Source organism: Streptomyces sp. NPDC088400, assembly GCF_044753355.1.
GTDB lineage: Bacteria > Actinomycetota > Actinomycetes > Streptomycetales > Streptomycetaceae > Streptomyces.
In genome coordinates this window covers 411647-430729 of record NZ_JBIVMZ010000001.1, presented here as the reverse complement: position 1 = coordinate 430729, position 19083 = coordinate 411647, and the positions used below count along the sequence as shown (strand labels likewise).

At 70.8% G+C, this 19083-nt stretch carries 20 protein-coding genes; 12 read left to right on the top strand and 8 right to left on the bottom strand.

What is annotated here, in order from left to right:
• The first annotated feature begins 70 nt into the window (after window positions 1-70).
• The gene (locus tag ACIQD6_RS02060) at window positions 71-3388 is read left to right on the top strand and encodes a tetratricopeptide repeat protein (protein WP_401877087.1); all 3318 of its coding nucleotides are present in this window, start codon (window positions 71-73) and stop codon (window positions 3386-3388) included.
• A gap of 70 nt (window positions 3389-3458) precedes the next feature.
• Here the strand turns inward: ACIQD6_RS02060 and ACIQD6_RS02055 are convergent, their stop codons facing one another.
• Entirely contained in the window at window positions 3459-3719 is a 261-nt protein-coding gene (locus tag ACIQD6_RS02055; RefSeq protein WP_401877086.1) for a hypothetical protein, read from the bottom strand.
• 1 nt (window position 3720) lies between these two features.
• The gene (gene mca / locus ACIQD6_RS02050) at window positions 3721-4602 is read right to left on the bottom strand and encodes a mycothiol conjugate amidase Mca (protein ID WP_401877084.1); all 882 of its coding nucleotides are present in this window, start codon (window positions 4600-4602) and stop codon (window positions 3721-3723) included.
• Window positions 4603-4700: 98 nt separating this feature from the next.
• On the opposite strand from mca, the gene ACIQD6_RS02045 reads away from it, so the two are divergent.
• Both ACIQD6_RS02045 and greA read left to right on the top strand, forming a co-directional pair.
• The gene (locus tag ACIQD6_RS02045) at window positions 4701-5102 is read left to right on the top strand and encodes a DUF4307 domain-containing protein (protein ID WP_401877082.1); all 402 of its coding nucleotides are present in this window, start codon (window positions 4701-4703) and stop codon (window positions 5100-5102) included.
• Window positions 5103-5366: 264 nt separating this feature from the next.
• Complete coding sequence (gene greA, locus ACIQD6_RS02040; protein ID WP_401877080.1) at window positions 5367-5864, top strand: transcription elongation factor GreA; 498 nt, start codon at window positions 5367-5369, stop codon at window positions 5862-5864.
• A gap of 142 nt (window positions 5865-6006) precedes the next feature.
• On the opposite strand, the gene ACIQD6_RS02035 is transcribed toward greA, so the two are convergent.
• From ACIQD6_RS02035 to ilvA, 3 genes are all read right to left on the bottom strand, one after another.
• Window positions 6007-6828 (bottom strand): ABC transporter permease, encoded by an 822-nt coding sequence (locus tag ACIQD6_RS02035; protein ID WP_401878066.1) that lies wholly within the window; start codon window positions 6826-6828, stop codon window positions 6007-6009.
• A gap of 32 nt (window positions 6829-6860) precedes the next feature.
• Window positions 6861-7862, bottom strand: coding sequence for an ATP-binding cassette domain-containing protein (locus ACIQD6_RS02030; RefSeq protein WP_401877078.1), 1002 nt, complete (start codon window positions 7860-7862; stop codon window positions 6861-6863).
• 429 nt (window positions 7863-8291) lie between these two features.
• Window positions 8292-9524 (bottom strand): threonine ammonia-lyase, encoded by a 1233-nt coding sequence (ilvA, locus tag ACIQD6_RS02025; RefSeq protein ID WP_401877076.1) that lies wholly within the window; start codon window positions 9522-9524, stop codon window positions 8292-8294.
• Between the two features lie 328 nt (window positions 9525-9852).
• Between ilvA and ACIQD6_RS02020 the strand changes: the two genes are divergently transcribed.
• The 3 genes from ACIQD6_RS02020 to ACIQD6_RS02010 all read left to right on the top strand — a co-directional run bounded on the left by ACIQD6_RS02020 (window position 9853) and on the right by ACIQD6_RS02010 (window position 11268).
• Window positions 9853-10455 (top strand): MarR family winged helix-turn-helix transcriptional regulator, encoded by a 603-nt coding sequence (locus ACIQD6_RS02020; RefSeq protein WP_401877074.1) that lies wholly within the window; start codon window positions 9853-9855, stop codon window positions 10453-10455.
• A gap of 61 nt (window positions 10456-10516) precedes the next feature.
• Window positions 10517-11017 carry a sigma factor-like helix-turn-helix DNA-binding protein gene (locus ACIQD6_RS02015; protein ID WP_401877072.1) on the top strand — a complete coding sequence of 167 codons (501 nt, stop codon included), beginning with the start codon at window positions 10517-10519 and terminating at the stop codon, window positions 11015-11017.
• Complete coding sequence (locus tag ACIQD6_RS02010; RefSeq protein WP_401877070.1) at window positions 11014-11268, top strand: hypothetical protein; 255 nt, start codon at window positions 11014-11016, stop codon at window positions 11266-11268. The genes ACIQD6_RS02015 and ACIQD6_RS02010 overlap by 4 nt, the downstream gene beginning before the upstream one ends.
• A gap of 91 nt (window positions 11269-11359) precedes the next feature.
• On the opposite strand, the gene ACIQD6_RS02005 is transcribed toward ACIQD6_RS02010, so the two are convergent.
• On the bottom strand, window positions 11360-12520 hold the full coding sequence (locus tag ACIQD6_RS02005) for a cystathionine gamma-synthase (protein ID WP_401877068.1): 1161 nt from the start codon (window positions 12518-12520) through the stop codon (window positions 11360-11362).
• Between the two features lie 245 nt (window positions 12521-12765).
• Between ACIQD6_RS02005 and ACIQD6_RS02000 the strand changes: the two genes are divergently transcribed.
• The 4 genes from ACIQD6_RS02000 to ACIQD6_RS01985 all read left to right on the top strand — a co-directional run bounded on the left by ACIQD6_RS02000 (window position 12766) and on the right by ACIQD6_RS01985 (window position 15642).
• Complete coding sequence (locus tag ACIQD6_RS02000; RefSeq protein WP_401877066.1) at window positions 12766-13869, top strand: hypothetical protein; 1104 nt, start codon at window positions 12766-12768, stop codon at window positions 13867-13869.
• Between the two features lie 146 nt (window positions 13870-14015).
• Window positions 14016-14681, top strand: coding sequence for a peptide-methionine (S)-S-oxide reductase MsrA (gene msrA, locus ACIQD6_RS01995; RefSeq protein WP_401877064.1), 666 nt, complete (start codon window positions 14016-14018; stop codon window positions 14679-14681).
• Window positions 14682-14801: 120 nt separating this feature from the next.
• The gene (locus ACIQD6_RS01990; RefSeq protein ID WP_401877062.1) at window positions 14802-15377 is read left to right on the top strand and encodes an AAA family ATPase; all 576 of its coding nucleotides are present in this window, start codon (window positions 14802-14804) and stop codon (window positions 15375-15377) included.
• Between the two features lie 58 nt (window positions 15378-15435).
• A complete protein-coding gene (locus ACIQD6_RS01985) occupies window positions 15436-15642 on the top strand; it encodes a helix-turn-helix domain-containing protein (RefSeq protein WP_401877061.1) in 207 nt (68 codons plus the stop codon).
• 330 nt (window positions 15643-15972) lie between these two features.
• On the opposite strand, the gene ACIQD6_RS01980 is transcribed toward ACIQD6_RS01985, so the two are convergent.
• Entirely contained in the window at window positions 15973-16185 is a 213-nt protein-coding gene (locus ACIQD6_RS01980; protein ID WP_401877060.1) for a Scr1 family TA system antitoxin-like transcriptional regulator, read from the bottom strand.
• A gap of 199 nt (window positions 16186-16384) precedes the next feature.
• Between ACIQD6_RS01980 and ACIQD6_RS01975 the strand changes: the two genes are divergently transcribed.
• Window positions 16385-17155 carry an oxidoreductase gene (locus ACIQD6_RS01975; protein ID WP_401877058.1) on the top strand — a complete coding sequence of 257 codons (771 nt, stop codon included), beginning with the start codon at window positions 16385-16387 and terminating at the stop codon, window positions 17153-17155.
• Between the two features lie 126 nt (window positions 17156-17281).
• Here the strand turns inward: ACIQD6_RS01975 and ACIQD6_RS01970 are convergent, their stop codons facing one another.
• Window positions 17282-18178 carry a LysR family transcriptional regulator gene (locus ACIQD6_RS01970; protein WP_401877056.1) on the bottom strand — a complete coding sequence of 299 codons (897 nt, stop codon included), beginning with the start codon at window positions 18176-18178 and terminating at the stop codon, window positions 17282-17284.
• Between the two features lie 222 nt (window positions 18179-18400).
• On the opposite strand from ACIQD6_RS01970, the gene ACIQD6_RS01965 reads away from it, so the two are divergent.
• Entirely contained in the window at window positions 18401-19057 is a 657-nt protein-coding gene (locus tag ACIQD6_RS01965; RefSeq protein ID WP_401877054.1) for an ATP-dependent Clp protease proteolytic subunit, read from the top strand.
• Window positions 19058-19083 lie beyond the last annotated feature (26 nt).

Genomic DNA, 19083 nt, shown 5'->3' with positions numbered 1-19083 from the left:
CGCGCGCAGGACAATGTGCTCACCCGAAGCACGCGAACGAACCACCCGAAGCTCTCGGAGGGGGACGCACATGCGGCAAAGCCACCGGGCCGAGGCCGAGAGGCTGTTGGCACGCGCCGTCGAGGAAGAGGTACGGCGCTCCGGCGGGCGGACCGAGAGCAGCGCGCTGCTGGCGCGGGGGCGGGGCGCTCTCGACGCGATGGCGGCCGGCGCGAGCGACGAGTACGACGCTTACGTGCGGGCTCTGGACGCGGCACAGGCCGAGGCGCGGCCACTGTCCGAGCGGTTCAGCAGGCAGTCGCTCGGAACGCCCGCACTGGTGACGGTCGTTGCCGCCGCCGCGACGGTCTGCGCGGATGTCGCGCTGGGTACGGCCTCGGGCGTCGCGTTGGGTGCCGGTGCCGTCGTCGCGGTCGCCGGGGCCGCGGCCACCGTCGCCAAGGTGACCGCCTCCCACTGGCCGGCCGCCCATCACCGGGCGGGCGCGGCCGGGCAGCCCGGCGGGACCGAACAGCTGAGGCTCCAGTGGCTGACGGCGCTGGAGGTACGGGGTATCCGCCCGTTCCTCGACCAGCAGCGGGTGCTGACGTCCGCGACCCGGCGCACCACGAAGAAGCCCACGGTCGAGCCCCGGCTCCGGGGCGGCGACCGCAGCGCGGCGGCGCGCCGGCGCACCGTACTTGAGCAGTCGTTCGGTCATCTGCCGGAGCAGCACGGGCCGTTCGCGGGCCGTCGTGCCGAGATGGCGCGGATCGCGCAGTGGGTGCACGCTGCCCGCGCGTCGACGGAGACGAGGCCGACCGTCGTCGTGATGTACGGCGAACCGGGCTCCGGCCGTACGACTTTGGCCGTACGGGCGGCGCATCAGCTCAGGGACCAGTTCCGGGGCGCGTGCGTCGTCGATCTGCGCGGCGGCGGCGCGGGCGAGCCGCCGCTGTCGACCCGGGACGCGCTGCTGCACCTCCTGAACCGGCTGGGAGCGCCGCGCGAGCAACTGCTGTTCCGCGAGGGGGCATCCCCCGAGCAGCAGGTACGGCGGCTGAGCGAGCTGTACCACCAGCATCTGACGGGTCTTCCGGTGACGGTCGTCCTGGACGACGCCTCCGATCCCGAGCAGGTACGGGCGCTGGTGCCGGTTCGCTCGGACAGCCTGGTGCTGGTGACGGCGCGCGGGCCCGTCGAGCTGCCCGACGACGTACCGGCCTGGGTGCACCAACTGCCGGTGGAGGCGCTGGACGGCGCGGGCGCGGAGGAACTGCTGCGGGCGGCGGCGGACACGCCAGGGACCTTCGCGCGGCCGGCCGGGAACCCGGCGGCCGGGGAGCCGGCGGGGACCGCGCCGGGCGCCGCGTCACCGCCCGCCGGCTCCGGCGACGTCCCCTACGACGCGCAATCCACCGACCGGATACGGGACTTGTGCGGCGGGCTGCCGCTCGCCCTGCGGATCGCGGGGTCCTCGCTGGGCACCCGTACCGCGCATGAGCTGGCCTCGGACCTCTCCGCGTACGGCCCGGTGGAGCCCGTGGAGCGGGCCCTGTGGCTGCGCTACACCGACCAGAACGACCAGGCGCGCCGCCTGCTGCGCCGTCTCGCGCTCGCCGGGCGCGCCTCCCTGGGCGCGGCTGCCGCCGCCGCGCTGCTGGAGACGGACGAGCAGGAGGCCGGCCCGCTGCTGTCGGCGCTGTCGCGGGCGGGCCTGATCGACCATGTACGGGCCAGCCGTTACCGGCTGCACGACGTCGTACGCGCCTTCGCGCAGGCCCGCCTGCTGGACGAGGAGGCGGCGGCGGACCGTACGGCCGCGCAGGAGCGGCTGATCCGGAACTACGGCGAGCTGGCCGACTCCGTGATCCGGATGGTCGACGGCAAGACCTCGACCCGCGCGGATCTGTTCAGGAGCGCGGCGGGCGCGCACGGTTTCTCCTCGCTGGACGCCGCGCTGCGCTGGCTGGACGAGGAGTCGAGCTTCATCACGGCCGCGCTGCGGCACGCGGAGGGCGTCGACCAGCAGACCGTACTGAACCTGCTGGGCGCGCTCTGCGACTACTGCCTGTTGCGCGGCGACCTCTACCGGCTGGGCGAGATCAGCGAGTTGGCGCAGGCCGTGGACCAGGGGCTGCTGGTCCGCTCGGTCCAGTGGCGTACGGGCATCGCGGCCCGGCAGCTCGGCGAGCTGGACAAGGCGCGCACGACGCTGACCTCGGTGGTCGGTCTCTACCGGGAGGCGCAGCAGGACGCGGGGGCGGCCCGCGCGCTCTGTTCGCTCGGCATCACCCTGCATCACCAGGGCAATCTGACCGAGGCGGCGGCGAAGCTGCGCGAGGCGCTGGAGCTCCAGACGACCGACGAGACGGCCGGTGACCGGGGCTGGACGCTGCACGCGCTGGCCGCGGTCGAGCGGGACCGGGGCGCGGTCGCGGAGGCGGGCGCCCTGCTCACCACGGCGCTCGCGCTGCACCGCGAGAACGAGTCCGTGCACGGCGAGGCCTGGACGCACTTCCAGCTGGGCCAGCTGTATCTGCGCAGGGGAGACGCGGCGCGCGCGGAGGGCGAGCTGCGCGCGGCGCTCGATCTGTACGGCAGGACCCGCGACAGTCGCGGTGAGGCCTGGGCGCTGACCCAGCTGGCGCGCACACGGCTGGTGGACGGCGAACCGGACCCGGCCGTCGAGCAGCTGCGCGAGGCGCTCTCCCGCCACCGGGACAACGAGGACGCGCGCGGCGAGGCCTGGACGCTCTACTACCTGGGGCAGGCGCTGGAGGAGTCGGGCGAGCGCGACCAGGCGGTACGGGAGCTGGAGCGGGCGCGCACGATGTTCTCCCGGATGCGCGACGTGTACGGCCTGGCCTGCGCCCGGCACCACTCGGGCCGGGTCACCCGCGACCAGCGCGCCGCCCGGACCGGCAACCTCCGCAACTCGGGCTTCGCCCGCCAGCTGCTGGTGGACGCCCGCGCGGACTTCCGCCGTATCGGCGTGGCCCACGGCGAGGCCTGGACGTGCCTCGAACTGGCCCTCATCGACGCGGGCAACAGCAAGCCGGGCCCGGCGCTCCAGCTGTGCGACGAGGCGACGGCGCTCTTCGTCTCGTACGACGACCGTCGCGGCGCCGACTGGTCCCGTTTCCTGCGCTGCACCCTGCTGCCGTACGCCTCGGCGGGCGGCATCGAGGTGGGCTCGGTGGTGGCGGAACAGGAACTGTCGGATCTCACCGGCGCCCGCCACGAGGCGCGCGACGGCAGGCTGGAGGAGTGCGTCTCGGCCTTCGCGGTGATGCTGAGCCGGGGCCTCGCGCTGGAGGACGGCTGGCAGGCCTGGCAGCTGGGCATGGTTCCGAACCGGCACGCGCGGGAGGTCATGGGCGTACCGGTGGAGGCGACACACACCTGACCCGCACCTGACACTCCCCCGCCGCCCCGCTCAGGAGAGGGGGCGGCCGGAGTGCGGGCCGCGTGACGCGCTACTCGCTCGGGGAAGCCTGCTTCGGCGTCGACGGGGCCGTCGAGGCCGGGGCCTGCGAAGCCGGGGCCGTCGACGCCGGGGCCGGGGACTCCTTGAAGTCGACCTTGCCCATGTGGCGGTTCATCGACTTCATCAGCAGCCACACGGCGCCCGCCATCACAGCGAACACGATGAACCCGAGAACGCCGGGCGTCACCTTGTTCTGGTCGAGCTCCTGGGCGAGGGGAACCGCGTGCGTCATTGCCTGGGTCGCATACATATCAGGCATTCTCGCGGATGCCCGCGAAGAGGTCGCTCTCGGGGAGGGACGTATCGACGAGAGACTTCGCCAGCTCGTACTCCTCCGTCGGCCAGACCTCCCGCTGGATGTCCATCGGGATCCGGAACCAGCCCCCGTCCGGGTCGATCTGCGTGGCGTGCGCGATCAGCGCCTTGTCACGGATCTCGAAGAAGTCCGCGCAGGGAACGTGCGTGGTCAGCGTCCGCTCGACCCGCTCGAACTCCTTCCACCGCTCCAGCCACTCGCCGTACGGGGACTCCAGACCGCGCGCCAGCAGCGCCTCGTGCAGCGCGACCGTACGCGGCCGGTTGAAGCCCTGGTTGTAGTAGAGCTTCTCCGGCTGCCAGACCGGCCCGAACTCGTCCTCCGGGTACTTCTCCTTGTCCGCCGCCGACTCGAACGCGACCATCGAGACCTTGTGGGTCATGATGTGGTCGGGGTGCGGATATCCGCCGTTCTCGTCGTACGTGGTGATGACCTGCGGCCTGAACGCACGGATGGACCGTACGAGCCGGCCCGCCGCCTCGTCGGTGTCCTCCAGCGCGAAGCAGCCCTGGGGCAGCGGCGGCAGCGGATCGCCCTCCGGCAGCCCGGAGTCGACGTACCCGAGCCACTCCTGCTTCACGCCGAGGATCTCGCGAGCCTCGTCCATCTCTTTCTTGCGGACCTCGTGGATGTGCTCCTCGATATAGGGGTCACCCTGGAGCCTGGGGTTGAGGATGGAGCCGCGCTCGCCTCCCGTGCAGGTCACGACCAGCACGTCCACCCCCTCGGACACGTACTTGGCCATCGTGGCCGCGCCCTTGCTCGACTCGTCGTCGGGGTGGGCGTGCACGGCCATGAGTCGCAGCTGCTCAGTCAAGACTCGATCCTCAGTGATTTGTCGCATGGGACGGCTTCTATAGTGACGGATATCGGGGGGCGGAAATTCCGCGCTGCCCGACTCCGGAGGGAACGATCATGGCCGTGGTGCGCGAGGAGCTTCCCCCGGGCCGCTACGGCCACTCGGCGGACCATCGCGCCGACCACAAGCTCAAGATCGTGGGCGCGGTGCTCGGCGTCGCGCTGCTCGGCCTGCTCTGCTGGTTCGGCTATCACTACGTGGTCGACCGGAGTGTCTCCGGAGAGCTCATCAAGTTCAAGCGGATTTCCGCCACCGCTGTCGAGGCGCATCTGGAGGTCCGCAAGGACCGGGACGCCTCCGGCAGCTGCACGCTGCGCTCCCTCGCGGAGAACGGCGCGGAGGTGGGCCGCAAGGACGTCCGCTTCGGCGCGGGCGGGACGCGGATCGACCGGGTCGTCACCGTACGTACGACGGAGAGCGCGACCAGCACCGAGCTGATGGGCTGTACGTCGGACTGATCTCCGACCGCCCGCCGGCCGGCCTCCGACCGACCACCGGGCGCGCACCGCTTCCCGTGGCCTCCGGATGCCCCCCGGATTTCCCGTCCCGCCACTGGACCCGCCGTACGTCTCGGCGCTGACCTGCACCGACGCAATTCTGACGGCAATTGTCCTCCCCCTCGCGCCACGAAATTGTTAGGCTCGTGGTTTCGCCCTCCCGAGAAGGCACATCCTTCTGAGTAGGGCGTTGCTTTGTATTCCCGGTACCTACGAGGAGCACCTGTGACCCAGACCAGCGAGAACGTCACCTGGCTCACCCAGGAGGCGTACAACCAGCTCAAGGCCGAGCTGGACTACCTGTCTGGTCCCGCGCGCACGGAGATCTCTACGAAGATCGCGGCGGCCCGTGAGGAGGGCGACCTGCGGGAGAACGGCGGTTACCACGCGGCCAAGGAGGAGCAGGGCAAGCAGGAGCTCCGGGTACGCCAGCTGACCCAGCTCCTGGAGAACGCAAAGGTCGGCGAGGCTCCGAAGGCGAGCGGCGTGGTGGCCCCCGGCATGGTCGTGACGATCGCGTTCGACGGGGACGAGGACGACACCCTGGACTTCCTCCTGGCATCGCGCGAGTACGCCAGCTCGGAGATCGAGACCTACTCGCCGCAGTCCCCGCTGGGCAGCGGCGTGAACGGCAAGAAGATCGGCGAGGACGCGGAGTACGAACTGCCGAACGGCAAGAAGGCCTCCGTGAAGATCCTCGGCGCCAAGCCCTACGAGGGCTGAGCCCCGGCCCGTACCTGAGCTGAGCTCCGGCCCCCACCAGCGCTGAGCCCGGCTCTTCAGCTTCGGATGTCACAGTGGCCCCCGGCATGAACGCCGGGGGCCACTGTCGTACAGCCGTCGTAAGCGCCTTACGGACCGCTCCTCAGACCGTCGCCGAGCGGTACTTGCGCACCGAGAGCGTCCGGAACACCGCGATGATCACGATCGACCAGATCACCGAGGCCCACACCGGATGCTGCATCGGCCAGGCGGGAGACGGCGAGACGCCTGGATTGCCGAACAGCACCCGGCATGCCTGCACGGTGGCGCTGAACGGATTCCAGTCGGCGACGTGCCGCAGCCAGGGAGTCATCAGGCTGGTGTCCACGAAGGCGTTGGAGATGAACGTCACCGGGAAGAGCCAGATCAGCCCGCCCGAGGTGGCGGCCTCCGGCGTACGGACGGAGAGTCCGATCAGCGCGCCGATCCAGGAGAACGCGTACCCGAGCAGGAGCAGCAGCGCGAACGCGCCGAGCGCCTTCGGTACGCCCTCGTGGATCCGCCAGCCGACGAGCACGGCGACGACCGAGAGGACGACGACGGTGAGCGCGGTCTGGACGAGATCGGCGAGCGTACGACCGGTGAGGACCGCCCCGCGCGCCATGGGCAGCGAGCGGAACCGGTCGACCAGGCCCTTGTGCATGTCGTCGGCGATTCCCGCGCTCGCGCCCGCCGTGGCGAAGGTGACGGTCTGGGCGAAGATGCCGGCCATCAGGAAGTTGCGGTACACGTCCGCGCTGGTGGTGCCGCCGACCTTCAGGGAGCCGCCGAAGACGTAGCTGAACAGCACCACGAACATGATCGGCTGGATGAGCCCGAAGAGCACCACTTCGGGGATCCGGGTCATCCGGATCAGGTTGCGCTTGGCGACGACGAGTGAGTCGACGGCGGACTGCGTGATCACGCCGCGCGGCCGGGGAGTCAGGGCCCCGGCGCTCCCGGTGGCTTCGCCTGCGGTCACTTGCGGGCCTCCTTCGTGGGCTGTACCACGTCCTGTTCGTCCGGCTGGTCGGCGTCCTCGGCGGCGTGGCCGGTGAGCGAGATGAAGACGTCGTCGAGGGTGGGGCGACGCAGGCCGATGTCGTCGATCTCGACGCCGCGTGTGTCCAGTTCCCTGATGACCTCGGCGAGCAGCTTGGCGCCGCCGGAGACCGGGACGGTCAGCTTGCGGGTGTGCTCGGCGACCGCGACCTCGCCGCCCTTGCCGAAGACGGCGAGCACGGCGCGGGTGGGCTCGATCTGGTCGCGTTCGTGGACGACCACCTCGACACGCTCGCCGCCCGTGCGGGCCTTGAGCTCGTCGGCGGTGCCACGGGCGATGACCCGGCCGCGGTCCACGACGCAGATGTCATGGGCCAGGTGGTCGGCCTCCTCCAGATACTGCGTCGTGAGCAGCAGGGTCGTCCCCCCGGCCACGAGGTCCTGGATGATCCCCCACAGCTGGAGGCGGTTGCGCGGGTCGAGGCCCGTCGTCGGCTCGTCCATGAACATCACCGGCGGGGAGACCACGAGCGCGGCGGCGAGGTCGAGGCGGCGGCGCATGCCGCCCGAGTAGGTCTTGGCGGTACGGTCCGCCGCGTCGGAGAGGTGGAAGCGCTCCAGCAGTTCGTCCGCGCGGGCCTTCGCGTCACGGGAACTCATCTGGTAGAGCTGGCCGACCATCCGGAGGTTCTCGCGGCCGGTCAGATACTCGTCGACCGCCGCGAACTGGCCGGAGAGGCCGATGGACCGGCGTACTTCGTTGGGGTGCTTGACGACGTCGATCCCGGCGACGACCGCTCGTCCGCTGTCGGGCTGGAGCAGCGTGGTCAGGACACGTACGGCAGTGGTCTTACCGGCGCCGTTGGGCCCGAGGAGCCCCAGGACGGTGCCCTCGGGGACATCGAGATCGACGCCGTCCAGAGCCCTTACATCGCCGAAGGTCTTCACCAGGCCTTCGGCGTAGATGGCACCTGGCATGTGGTTCTCCCAGCGTGGCTGTGGCTGTTGCTAGTGCTGTCGCTGTAGCTGCTGACATTTGTGTCGCTGTCGGTGGTTTTGCGATCATCCAGAGCTTAGGTTCGCCGACCCGCCCTCACGGGGCGAATACGGAAGCCCAGGGAAAGCCTGACAAATGCCCGGCAAAGACTCAGCGAAAGACCTACCGTGGCAAGCCGGATCCGGACAATATCGCGATACATCGCGACCCACAAGCCTTATGTGAGTCTTACGTGTGGTCTCGCGCAGGACGTACGCGAGGCACATGACCGGGCGTACAGGCATACGCGTACGCCGGAACCAACGGCCGTACGTCCGGACCGACGGCCGTACGTCCGGATCTGACCCGGCCGCACGTCCGGACCGACGACTCAGCCCCTCAGCCCCTCAGCCCCTCAGCCCCTCAGCCCCTCAGCCCAGGATCGTGTAGCCCGCCTCGCGCAGCGCCGCCGCGACCTCCGTGCAGTGCACCGGGCCCTTGGTCTCCAGATGCAGCTCCACGTCCGCCTCCGCCAGCCCGAGCCGCGGATCGGTCCGTACATGACTCACGTCGAGCACATTGGCGTCGGCCACCGACAGCACCTGGAGCATCGTCGCGAGCGCTCCCGGCCGGTCCGTCACCCGCAGCCGCAGACTCAGGTAGCGCCCGGCCGCCGACATGCCGTGCCGCAGGATCCGCTGCATCAGCACCGGGTCGACATTGCCGCCGGACAGCACCGCCACCACCGGACCGCGGAATGCCTCGGGATCACTGAGCAGCGCGGCCACCGGGCTCGCGCCGGCCGGTTCCACGACCAGCTTCGCCCGTTCCAGGCAGAGCAGCAGCGCGCTGGCCAGCTCGTCCTCGGAGACCGTACGCACCTCGTCGACCAGCTCCCTGACCAGCTGGAACGGTACGTCGCCGGGGCGGCCCACCTTGATGCCGTCCGCCATCGTCTGCGGTGTCCCGGCCACCGTCACCGGCCGGCCGGCGTCCAGCGAGGGCGGGTACGCGGCGGCGCCCTCCGCCTGCACCCCGATCACCTGGACGTCGGGGCGTACGGCCTTCACCGCGAGGGCCACGCCCGCGATCAGTCCGCCGCCGCCGACGCCGACGAGGATTGTCCCTACCTCCGGGCACTGCTCCAGGATCTCCAGCCCGACCGTGCCCTGCCCGGCGATGATGTCCGGGTGGTCGAAGGGGTGGATGAAGACCGCGCCGGTGTCCCGCGCGTACTCCTGCGCGGCGGCCAGGGTCTCGTCCACCACCTGACCGTGCAGCCGTACGTCGGCGCCGTAGTCGCGGGTCGCCGCGACCTTGGGCAGCGGCGCGCCGACCGGCATGAAGACCGTGGACCGTACGCCGAGGAGCGTGGAGGCGAGCGCGACGCCCTGCGCGTGATTGCCGGCGCTGGCCGCGACGACCCCGGCCGCGCGCTCCTCCGGGGACAGGCCGGCGATCCGTACGTACGCGCCGCGCAGCTTGAAGGAACCGGTCCGCTGGAGGTTCTCGCACTTGAAGTGGACCGGGGAGCCGACCAGCTGCGTCAGGTATCTGCTCCCCTCCATCGCGGTCATCCGCGCCACTCCGGAGAGCATCTTCCGCGCCCCACGGATGTCATCGAGGATCAAGGGGTGCGTGGGGCGGGAGGTGCCGAGGCTCATGCAGGCCAGTCTCGCAGCTCACCGCCGGGAAGGCGCTCGGTGTCCATTCCCGGGGCTCAGGCGGGGGTTCACGGGCGGGAAGCAGGGACTCACGGGCCGAACGCAGCAGTTCACGCAAGGTATTCGCACGCGGGGTGCAGGGTTCACTCCGGGGATTCGCGCCGGGCGTGCGCGCTCGGCGTACCCGCCCTACGCCGGTGCCCCGCCGAGTCGGCGTCCGCGCCCGTCCGTGGGTTTTCGCAGGTTTGCCCAGCGCCGGTACGGGCAAGGGCGGGGCCGCGTACTCTGGTCCCCCACCAACCGGCCCCCGCACGAGAGAGCCCCAGCCATGCCCCCCATTCAGGACATGACTTCCGCTGCGTCGGTCTCCCGGGAGAGGCCTGCCGAATCCTCGGACAGCGCCGGCCTCCTCGATGCCCTCCAGCACCAGGTGGCCGTCTTCGCCCGGCGGGCGGAACAGACGCGGCTCGGCGGTGTCGGCCAGGTCCGCAACACGATGGACCGCGCCGCCTATCTGCTGCTCAACCGTCTCGACCAGGAAGGCCCGATGGGCGTCAAAGCCCTGGCCGCCGGTATGGGCATCGACTCCTCGACCGTCACCCGGCAGGTCGCCCCCCTCGTCGACACCGGCCTGGTCAAGCGGACGTCGCACCCGGAGGACGGCCGAGCGGTCGTCCTCCAGGTGTCGGCGCGCGGACTGGCCCGGCTCAACGAAGTCCGTTCGTCGCGGCGCGAGTTGATGGCGCAGGTCACCGGCGGCTGGACGGAGGAGGAGCGGGACTCCTTCACAACCCTGCTCACCCGCTTCAACGGCGCACTGGCGTCGCGGGCGGCGGCGGGCACGACGGGGGTCCCGTCCGGGGCCGGGGACGCGGAGCCCGGGACGGACGCGGAGAGCGGGGCGGGCACGGAGGCCGAAGCCGGGGCGTGAGCAACTGGGGCTCGGGGACGCCCTCTTGACCCTCGACCGCTGACCGGCCTCAATGGAGATCGTGCGAGAGCGGCGGGCGGCCCGGGATCGCTGTCGCGCCCGGGAGTTCGAGGCATTCGCCGCGGGCACGGCAGGCCGGCTGCTGCATGCGGCCACACTGCTGACGGGCGAACCACCCGGTACCGCCCCGCGCGCCCGGCGCCTGTTGATCGCGGCCCTGGCCCGTACGTACGCGGACTGGGACCGGCTCGGCGACGACGACCCGTACGACCGCACCCGCCAGGAACTGGCGCTCCGCTTCGCTTACGGAGCCTGGTACGACCGAGCCTGGTACATCCCCCGACGGCGCCGGGCGGCAGGTCCGTCCGGCATCCTCGCCCGGCTCGGGCCGCGGGAGCGGGTCGTACTGGTGCTGCGCCTGTACGAGGGGGTGCCCGAGGAGCAGACGGCGGCGCTGGTCGGCCTCCCGGTGGAACGGGTCCACGCGATCTGCGCCCGTGCGGTCACGACGGTGCGGCGGCTCGCGCTCGCGGGAGAGCGTTCGCGGGAGGCCGGCTCATGAACGGCCCCGACCGCAAGCAGGCCGAGGTGCGGCGGATGCTGAAGCAGGCGCGTCCGGCCGCCGTCCCCGCCGATCTCGTACCGTGCGCCACCGCGCTCGGCGTGCGGCTGATGCGCAGACGCCGGGCGGCGCGACGCGTGTTCTGGACGCTGCTGTTCGTCGCCGTATTCCTGTTCGGCCTCTGGGCGTCGCTCACGCAACCGTGGGCCGTGCCACCGACGGAGACGACACCTCCGTTGGAGGGCTGGTGACGAGGCCCGGCGGTGCCCGCACCACCGGGCCTGGCCCGTCACCGTCACCGTCACCGTCGGCTTCGGCTTCGGCTTCGGCTTCGGCTTCGGTTCAGCCGAGCGCCTGCCGCAGATCCGCCAGCAGGTCGTCGCCCGACTCGATCCCCACGGAGAGCCTGACCAGGTCGGCCGGCACCTCCAGCGCCGAGCCCGCCACCGACGCGTGCGTCATCCGGCCGGGGTGCTCGATCAGGGACTCGACCCCGCCCAGGGACTCCCCCAGCGTGAACAGCTTCGCGCGGTCGCACACCGCGACCGCCGCCTCCTCGCCGCCCGTGACCTGGAAGGAGACCATCCCGCCGAACGCCTTCATCTGCTTGGCCGCGACCTCATGGCCCGCGTGTCCGGGCAGGCCCGGGTAGAAGACCTTGGACACCCGGGGGTGCTCGGCGAGCATCTCCGCGACGCGCGTCGCGTTCTCGCTGTGCCGGTCCATCCGGACGGCGAGCGTCTTGATGCCGCGCAGCACCAGCCACGCGTCGAAGGGACCGGCGATGGCCCCCATCGCGTTCTGGTGGAAGGTCAGTTCGTCCGCCAGCTCGGTGTCGTTGACGACCAGCGCGCCGCCCACCACGTCCGAGTGCCCGCCCATGTACTTCGTCGTCGAGTGCACGACGACGTCCGCGCCCAGTGCGAGCGGCTGCTGGAGGTAGGGGCTGGCGAAGGTGTTGTCGACGACGAGCTTCACCCCGGCCGTGCGCGCGATCCCGGCGAGGCTCGCGATGTCGGTGATGCCGAGGAGCGGGTTCGAGGGGGTCTCGACCCAGATCGCCTTCGTCCGGGGGGTGAGCGCGGCCCGTACCGCCTCCGGGTCGGAGGTGTCGGCGACCGACCACTCCACACCCCAGCGGGAGACGACCTTGGCGAAGAGCCGGAAGGTGCCGCCGTAGGCGTCGTTCGGGATGACCACGTGGTCGCCGGGTGCCAGCAGCGTACGCAGCAGGCAGTCCTCGGCCGCGAGCCCGGAAGCGAAGGCGAGCCCGCGACGGCCGCCTTCGAGGGCCGCGAGATTCTCCTCCAGCGCGGTACGGGTGGGGTTGGCGCTGCGGCTGTACTCGTAACCGCCGCGCAGCCCACCCACACCGTCCTGCTTGTACGTGGACACTTGATAGATCGGCGGAACGACCGCGCCGGTAAGCGGATCCGCGGTGTTGCCCGCGTGAATGGCGACGGTCTCGAAGCGGTGCTGCTCGGTGCTGTGCTGCTGACTCATGAGGCCCGAGGGTAGCGCCGGACGACCTTCCCGCGCCGAGCTTGTTCCGGGTCGGGCCGTCCGGGACGGTCCCGGACCGTTCCTGTGCTGTTCCGACGGGACCTGACCGGGACGAGACCGGCCTGGGCCGGACCGGGACCTGGCCGACCATGGCCGGTCCGCCCGGGACCGGACCACCCGGGACCTGGCCAGGACCGGACCGGACCGGCGGAAGGGGATTCTTCGGCGTCCGGGACAATGGGGCCATGGAGATTCTGTGGTTCCTGATCGCGATGGGCCTGCTGGCCGCGGTCGTCGTCCCGTACGCCAGGCGCCGCCGCGGCGGCATCCAGCTGGCCGCACCCGGCTCACCCGATGCCGCCGACCCGGCCGCGTACGGCTTCGTACGGCAGGAGGAGCTGGACATGCGCCTGCCGGGGCCTGACCAGGACCTCCTCGACGTGCTCGATGTCGTACAGCACACCCAGGACTGGCGAGCCGCCGCGCAGTTGCTCGCCGGGACCGGCAAAGGGGGTGAGGTGCGCTGGCAGCGTGTGCAGGCGTTCGCGGGCGCGGCCTCGCTGGAGCTTCAGCAGCGGCCCGGGGCCGGAGGCGCGTGGCTGCGGGCGTGGCGGTCGGAGTCGCCGAAGGACGCGGGCGGGGCGGCCGTGCACGCGGAGTTCCTGGTGCAGCAGGCGTGGCGGTCGTCGTCCGCCGGGACGGACGACTTCCGGATCATCCTGGAGGAGGCCCGTACGGTCTGCGGCGAGGCGGCGCTGCTGGCGCCCGGCGACCCGGTGCCGTACATCATCGAGCTGGCGGTGGGGCGCGGGCTCGGTTACGCGCACGAGGAGTTCGACCAGCTGTGGGCGAAGGTGATCGACCGCGCTCCGGCGCACATGGGGGCGCATCTGGCCGCGCTGCACTATTGGTGCGAGAAGTGGCACGGCTCCCGCCAGGAGGCCGACCACTTCGCGACGACGGCCGCCGCACGCGCCCCGCAGGGCTCGCTGCTGGCGGCGCTGCCGCTGTTCGCGGTGTACGAGCATCTGCCCGAGGTCAATCTGGTGCAGGGCTTCTACCAGGGCGCGGTGGTCACGAAGGCGGTGGAGGGCGCGCTGTTCGCGGTGCACGCCGCGCGCGCCGACGACCCGATGCTCGCGCACGTACGGCACCTTCTGGTGCTCTTCCTCGTACGGTGCGAACGCTGGGCGGAGGCCATGAACCAGCTGCTGCGGGTGGACGGCCACGTCGGAGCGCTGCCGTGGACGCACGACAGTGACCCGGCGGCGGAGTACGCGGTGTACCGGGCGCTGGCGGTGGCGGGGTACGAGGCGAACGGCGGGAGCCCGGCGACGCTGTCCCAGTAGGAGTGAGGGGGGCGGCGCTGGTGGGGGCCAGGATCGAGGGCGCTGCTGCGGGCCGGGATCGGTCCCTGTTCGGCGAGGGCCTGCGGAATGTCCGGCACGATCCGTACGTTGTTCGGTCAGGACCCCACAGCCGAGGAGACCTGACCATGTTCCTGTCCCGCCGCACCCCCGAACTCCCCACCCCGGACCAGGCCCTCCGCGGCCGCCCGGAGCCCGCGTTCCCCGTACCCGCGCGCCACACGGTCCTCGGCAACCCGCTGCTCGGCCCGTACCCGCAGGGCCTTGAGGTCGCCGACTTCGGCCTGGGCTGTTTCTGGGGCGCCGAGCGCACGTTCTGGCAGCGTGACGGAGTCTGGACGACCCTCGTCGGGTACCAGGGCGGCATCACCCCGAACCCGACGTACGAAGAGGTCTGCTCCGGCCGCACGGGCCACACGGAAGCGGTCCGCGTCGTCTTCGACCCGAAGGTCATCTCGTACACCGAGTTGCTGAAGCTCTTCTGGGAGTCCCACAACCCCACCCAGGGCTTCCGCCAGGGCAACGACGTCGGCACCCAGTACCGCTCCGCGATCTACACCCACTCGCCGTCCCAGGCGGCGGAGGCGGAAGCCTCCCGCGCGTCCTACCAGCAGGTCCTGACGGGCTCCGGCCACGGCACGATCAGCACGGAGATCCTCCCGGCCGAGGGCCGCGACTTCTACCCGGCGGAGGCGGCCCACCAGCAGTACCTGGACAAGAACCCGGCGGGCTACTGCGGCCTCGGCGGCACGGGCGTCTCCTGCCCGATCGGGGTGGCGAAGGCGGAGGGCTGATCGCCCGCGCAGTCCCTGCTTGCTGCCCGCGGAGTCCCTGCTTGCTGATGGGGGGCTGCGAGCAGGAGACGGATCGATATCCGATCGCGTGAGGCGGTCGCGAGCTGGCACGCTGCCCGCATGGGCGACGCGGAAGTACTGCTGGACCACCCGGAAGCAGTGCTCATCGGAGGGCGGGCCGGTGTCGGCAAGACGACGGTGGCGTGGGAGGCGTCGGCGCTGCTCCGAGCTGCGGCCGTCTCTCACGCGGTAGTTGACGGGGATTTCATGGGGCAGGTGCATCCCGCTCCGGAGGGGGATCCTGATCGTTCGGAGATCACCGAGAGCAATCTGACCGCGGTGTGGGCGAACTTCGCCCGACGTGGTTACCGTCGTCTGATCTATACGAACCCTCTGTGTGTGCTGCCTGAGACGGCCGGCATGTTCGAGCGCGCCTTGGGGGCGGAGGTGCGAATCGTTCGGGTCATGCTCACGGCCTCCGATGCCACCGCCCGCGAGCGGCTGACAGGCCGGGAAATCGGCTCGGAGCTGGAGCGAGAGCTGGAAAGCAGCGCGCGCAAAGCGCGGCTGCTGGACGAGCGGGCCCCTGCGGACACCGTGCGGGTGGTGACGGACGGGAGGACGGTCGATGACATCGCACGCGACGTGTTGGCCGCCACCGGCTGGGCGGGGCAGCGCTCCGCGAGCGGCAGATGATCGTGTCAGTAGGCCGGTCCGAGGCGATGAAAGACATGTGACGACCGACCCTGATCAGGTGACAGAGCTCGACTTGGGCATCGATCATGCCGCACTCGCCGAACGGACACGCCTGTCCCCGGAGGACATCGAACGTATCGAGGGCGGCGGAACTACTCCCGCCCTTCAGCTGCTCCGGGCCCTGGCGGTGGCATTGCACGCGAAGCTGGATGTCTCCATCGACACGGAGGAAACACATCTCGTCTTCGTCCCCCATGCGGCATGAGCCGTCGGGCTCCTACGGTCACAACCGTGAGTCCGTCACAGCCCTCCCGGACGACGAGTGAGCCAGTCGGTGAAGATCCGAGAGGTCCGGGTCGTAGGGCGCCAGGGCTGACGCGGCGGTCCACGTCGGAAGCGGTTCAGGCGCCAGGGCCGTCGAAGGCGCCCGCCTTGACGCCGACGAGCCAGGCGGTCATGTCCGTGCGGGTGAAGAACACCATGCCCGCCTCGGAGTTCTTGCGCAGCATCGAGCAGCTTCCGCAGCTGACCGCACATGATCGACGGGTTCTTGAGCAGGATGTGCTGACGGATCATCCTGGCGGCGACCCTGGGTTCAAGCTCTTCCGGGGGAGTACGTACCCGGAGACACCACGGTCATCACCGCGCGAGGGTAGTCAGCGGTCTGCAACAGACCGTGCAGGAGCTGGGGCTGGAAGTCGCGGAGTGCGACCAGCCCGCTTTCGATGCTGAGGAGCGGCTTCACGGCGTCGGGAAGCTCACTGGCGAAGCTGACCCACCACCCTTGCTCCGAAGAGTCGGCGGTCACGGGCGAAGTGAGCCGGGGCCATAGGAGTTACCTATAGCGCCTGCTGACATTTCGTCTTTGCCGCTCTTTCCTTTCCGGACGTACCGTCAAAACAGCTCGACAAGGTGCGCACCGCGATTTCTCCGAAGATTCGCGTTTCTGCGCACGTCGATCCTTATTCCGTCGAGCGGACAGATACGCAATTGAGAGGACCGGTGGCATGACCACGATCGAGAACGGATCGGGAACTCGAGAACTCGCGGGAAAGCGGGCCCTGGTCACAGGCGGTTCTCGCGGAATCGGAGCAGCCGTCGTGCGCCAGCTCCTGGACGCGGGCGCCGAGGTGGTCACGACCGCCAGGACGGCGACGAGTACGGTGCCGGAAGGAGCCACCTTCGTGGCGGCCGACCTACGGACACGGGCCGGAGCGGAGGCGGTCGCCGTGGCCGCGCAGGAGGTGCTCGGCGGGGTGGACATCCTCGTCGACAACGCGGGTGGGGCGCGACCGTATGCGAGCGCCTCGGTCATCCCCGACGAGGAGTGGCAGGACCAGCTGGACCTGAACTACCTGGCGTCGGTGCGGCTGGACTCGCTGCTGACACCGGGGATGCGGGAACAGCGTTCGGGGGCGATCGTGCACATCTCCACGGCCGCGGTACCCCTCACGCCACCACCGTTCCTGCACTACACGGCGGCCAAGGCGGCGCTGGAGAACTACAGCCGGGGACTGGCCCTGGAGCTGGCTCCGTTCGGAATCCGGGTCAACACCGTGACTCCCGGCAGAGTCGTCACCCCTGGCGGCGAAGCGACGCGGGAGCAGTGGGCGCGCCTGGAGGCGGGGCCGGGGCAGGACAACACCACCGTGCCACTGGGGCGCGAGGGGCAGCCCGACGACATCGCCAACGCGGTGCTGTTCCTCGTGTCCGACCGAGCGAGCTGGGTGACCAGGAGCAATCTCGTCGTGGACGGCGGCGAATTCCCCAGGGGCTGACGCCGACGGTATTCCGGAACGCCGGTCTCGACGGTTCGGAAGTTCGGCACTTCGGAAGTTCTGAAGTTCAGAAGTTCGGCAGATTCGACGAAAAGAATTCAGCGGCGCCCGCTTCCTTCTCGGCCGTCAGGACACCGGCGAGAAGGAAGCGGACTCCGACCAGGTCTCCTGACGCAGGAGGTCGAGCAGGGCCGTCCCCGCCGGGCCCGCGCCGGGCCGGAGCACGGCGATCACGGGCTGGGACACGACCGGGAACACCGGACGCACGAGGTGCTCGTAACCGTGGGGCACCGCGGAGGCCGGGACGAGCGTCACCCCCAGCCCGTGGGCGGCCCAGCGCACGGCCGTCGCCGTCTGGGACACGCGGGCGACCGTGGTCGGGGTCAGCTCGTTGTCCCGCAGCACCTCCCGCAGCACGCCGTCGAGCGCGCTGTCGCGGTCGAACCTCACCCACGGCTCCCCCTCCAGCCCGCGCAGCTCGACCCGGTCCGCGGCGAGCAGCCGGTGCCCGGCGCCCAGCACCACGACGAACTCCTCGTCGCCGAGGTGGTGGGCGTCGGCGGGGCTCCGCTCGCACGCCGCCATCAGGGCGAGGTCCAGCACGCCCCGGCGGCACAGCCGCTCCAGTTCGGCGGAGCTCTGCTCCTCGAAGACGGTGACCTCCAGCCGCGTGAAGCGGCGACGCAACGCGCCCAGCGCCCCCGGCAACTGCCGCGTGCCAAAGCCCATCTGCACCGAGACCAGCAACTCGCCCACCAGGTCATCGGCACCGGCCCGCGCCGTCGCCCTCGCCCGCCGCGCCGCGCTCACCGCGACCTCCGCCTCCCGCAGGAACGCGCGGCCGACCACGGTGGGCACCAGTCCGGTCGGCGTACGGGCGAACAGCTCCACGCCGAGTTCCCGCTCCAGGCCACGGATCTGCTGGGACACCGACGGCTGCGCGACGTGCAGCACCTCCGCCGCCGCCGTCACCGAGCCCTCGGCGGCAACGGCCAGGGCGTACTCGTACTGACGAAGGCTCATCGGCTCGCGTCCCCTCCCTGCGGTGGACCACGGTCCACCCCCGTTGTCTTCGTCGTCATCGTAAGTGACCACCTCGCTGTGGCGCCTGGCCCGCGATCGACGTCCGGTGTCGTCTGCCGTCAGCGAATCTGCTGCGGGCCGAGATCCCTGACGTAGCGGCACATCCGGTCCAAGAGTGGTGGGACCGCGGCAACGACGGCCGCGCCACGACGAGGAGGACCGATGACAGCACTCATCACCGGCCGGGGCCCCGCCCTGAGGCCACGCGCCGCCGAGAACGACGACACGCCTCCGACCCGGTTCGACGACCATCTGGCCACGCAGCTCCTGACTCAGCGGATCGTCTTTCTCGGTACCCAGGTGGACGAGGTCTCCGCGAACCGGGTCTGCGCGCAGTTGCTCCTCCTCTCGGCGGAGGATCCCAAGACCGACATCTGCCTCTGCATCAACAGCCCGGGCGGATCGGTGACGGCCGGGCTGGCGATCTACGACACGATGCGGCTGATCCCCAACGACGTCTCGACGCTCGCCATGGGGTTCGCGGCGAGCATGGGCCAGTTCCTCCTCGCCGTCGGGGCGCGGGGGAAGCGCCTCGCGCTGCCGAACGCGCGGATCATGATGCACCAGCCGTCGGCCGGCATCGGCGGGACCGCCGCCGACATCGCGATCCAGGCCGAGAACCTGGAGTTCACGAAGAAGGCCATCGAACGGATCACCGCGGAGCACACCGGGCAGAGCGAGGAGACGATCTCCCGCGACGGGGACCGCGACCGGTGGTTCACGGCCGGGCAGGCGAAGGAGTACGGCATGGTCGATCGGGTCGTCGAGTCGCTCGACGATGTCCGGCCGGCCGGTTCGCAGCGACGGCTGGGGCTCTGATGATGAACCGGTACCAGCAGTCGTAC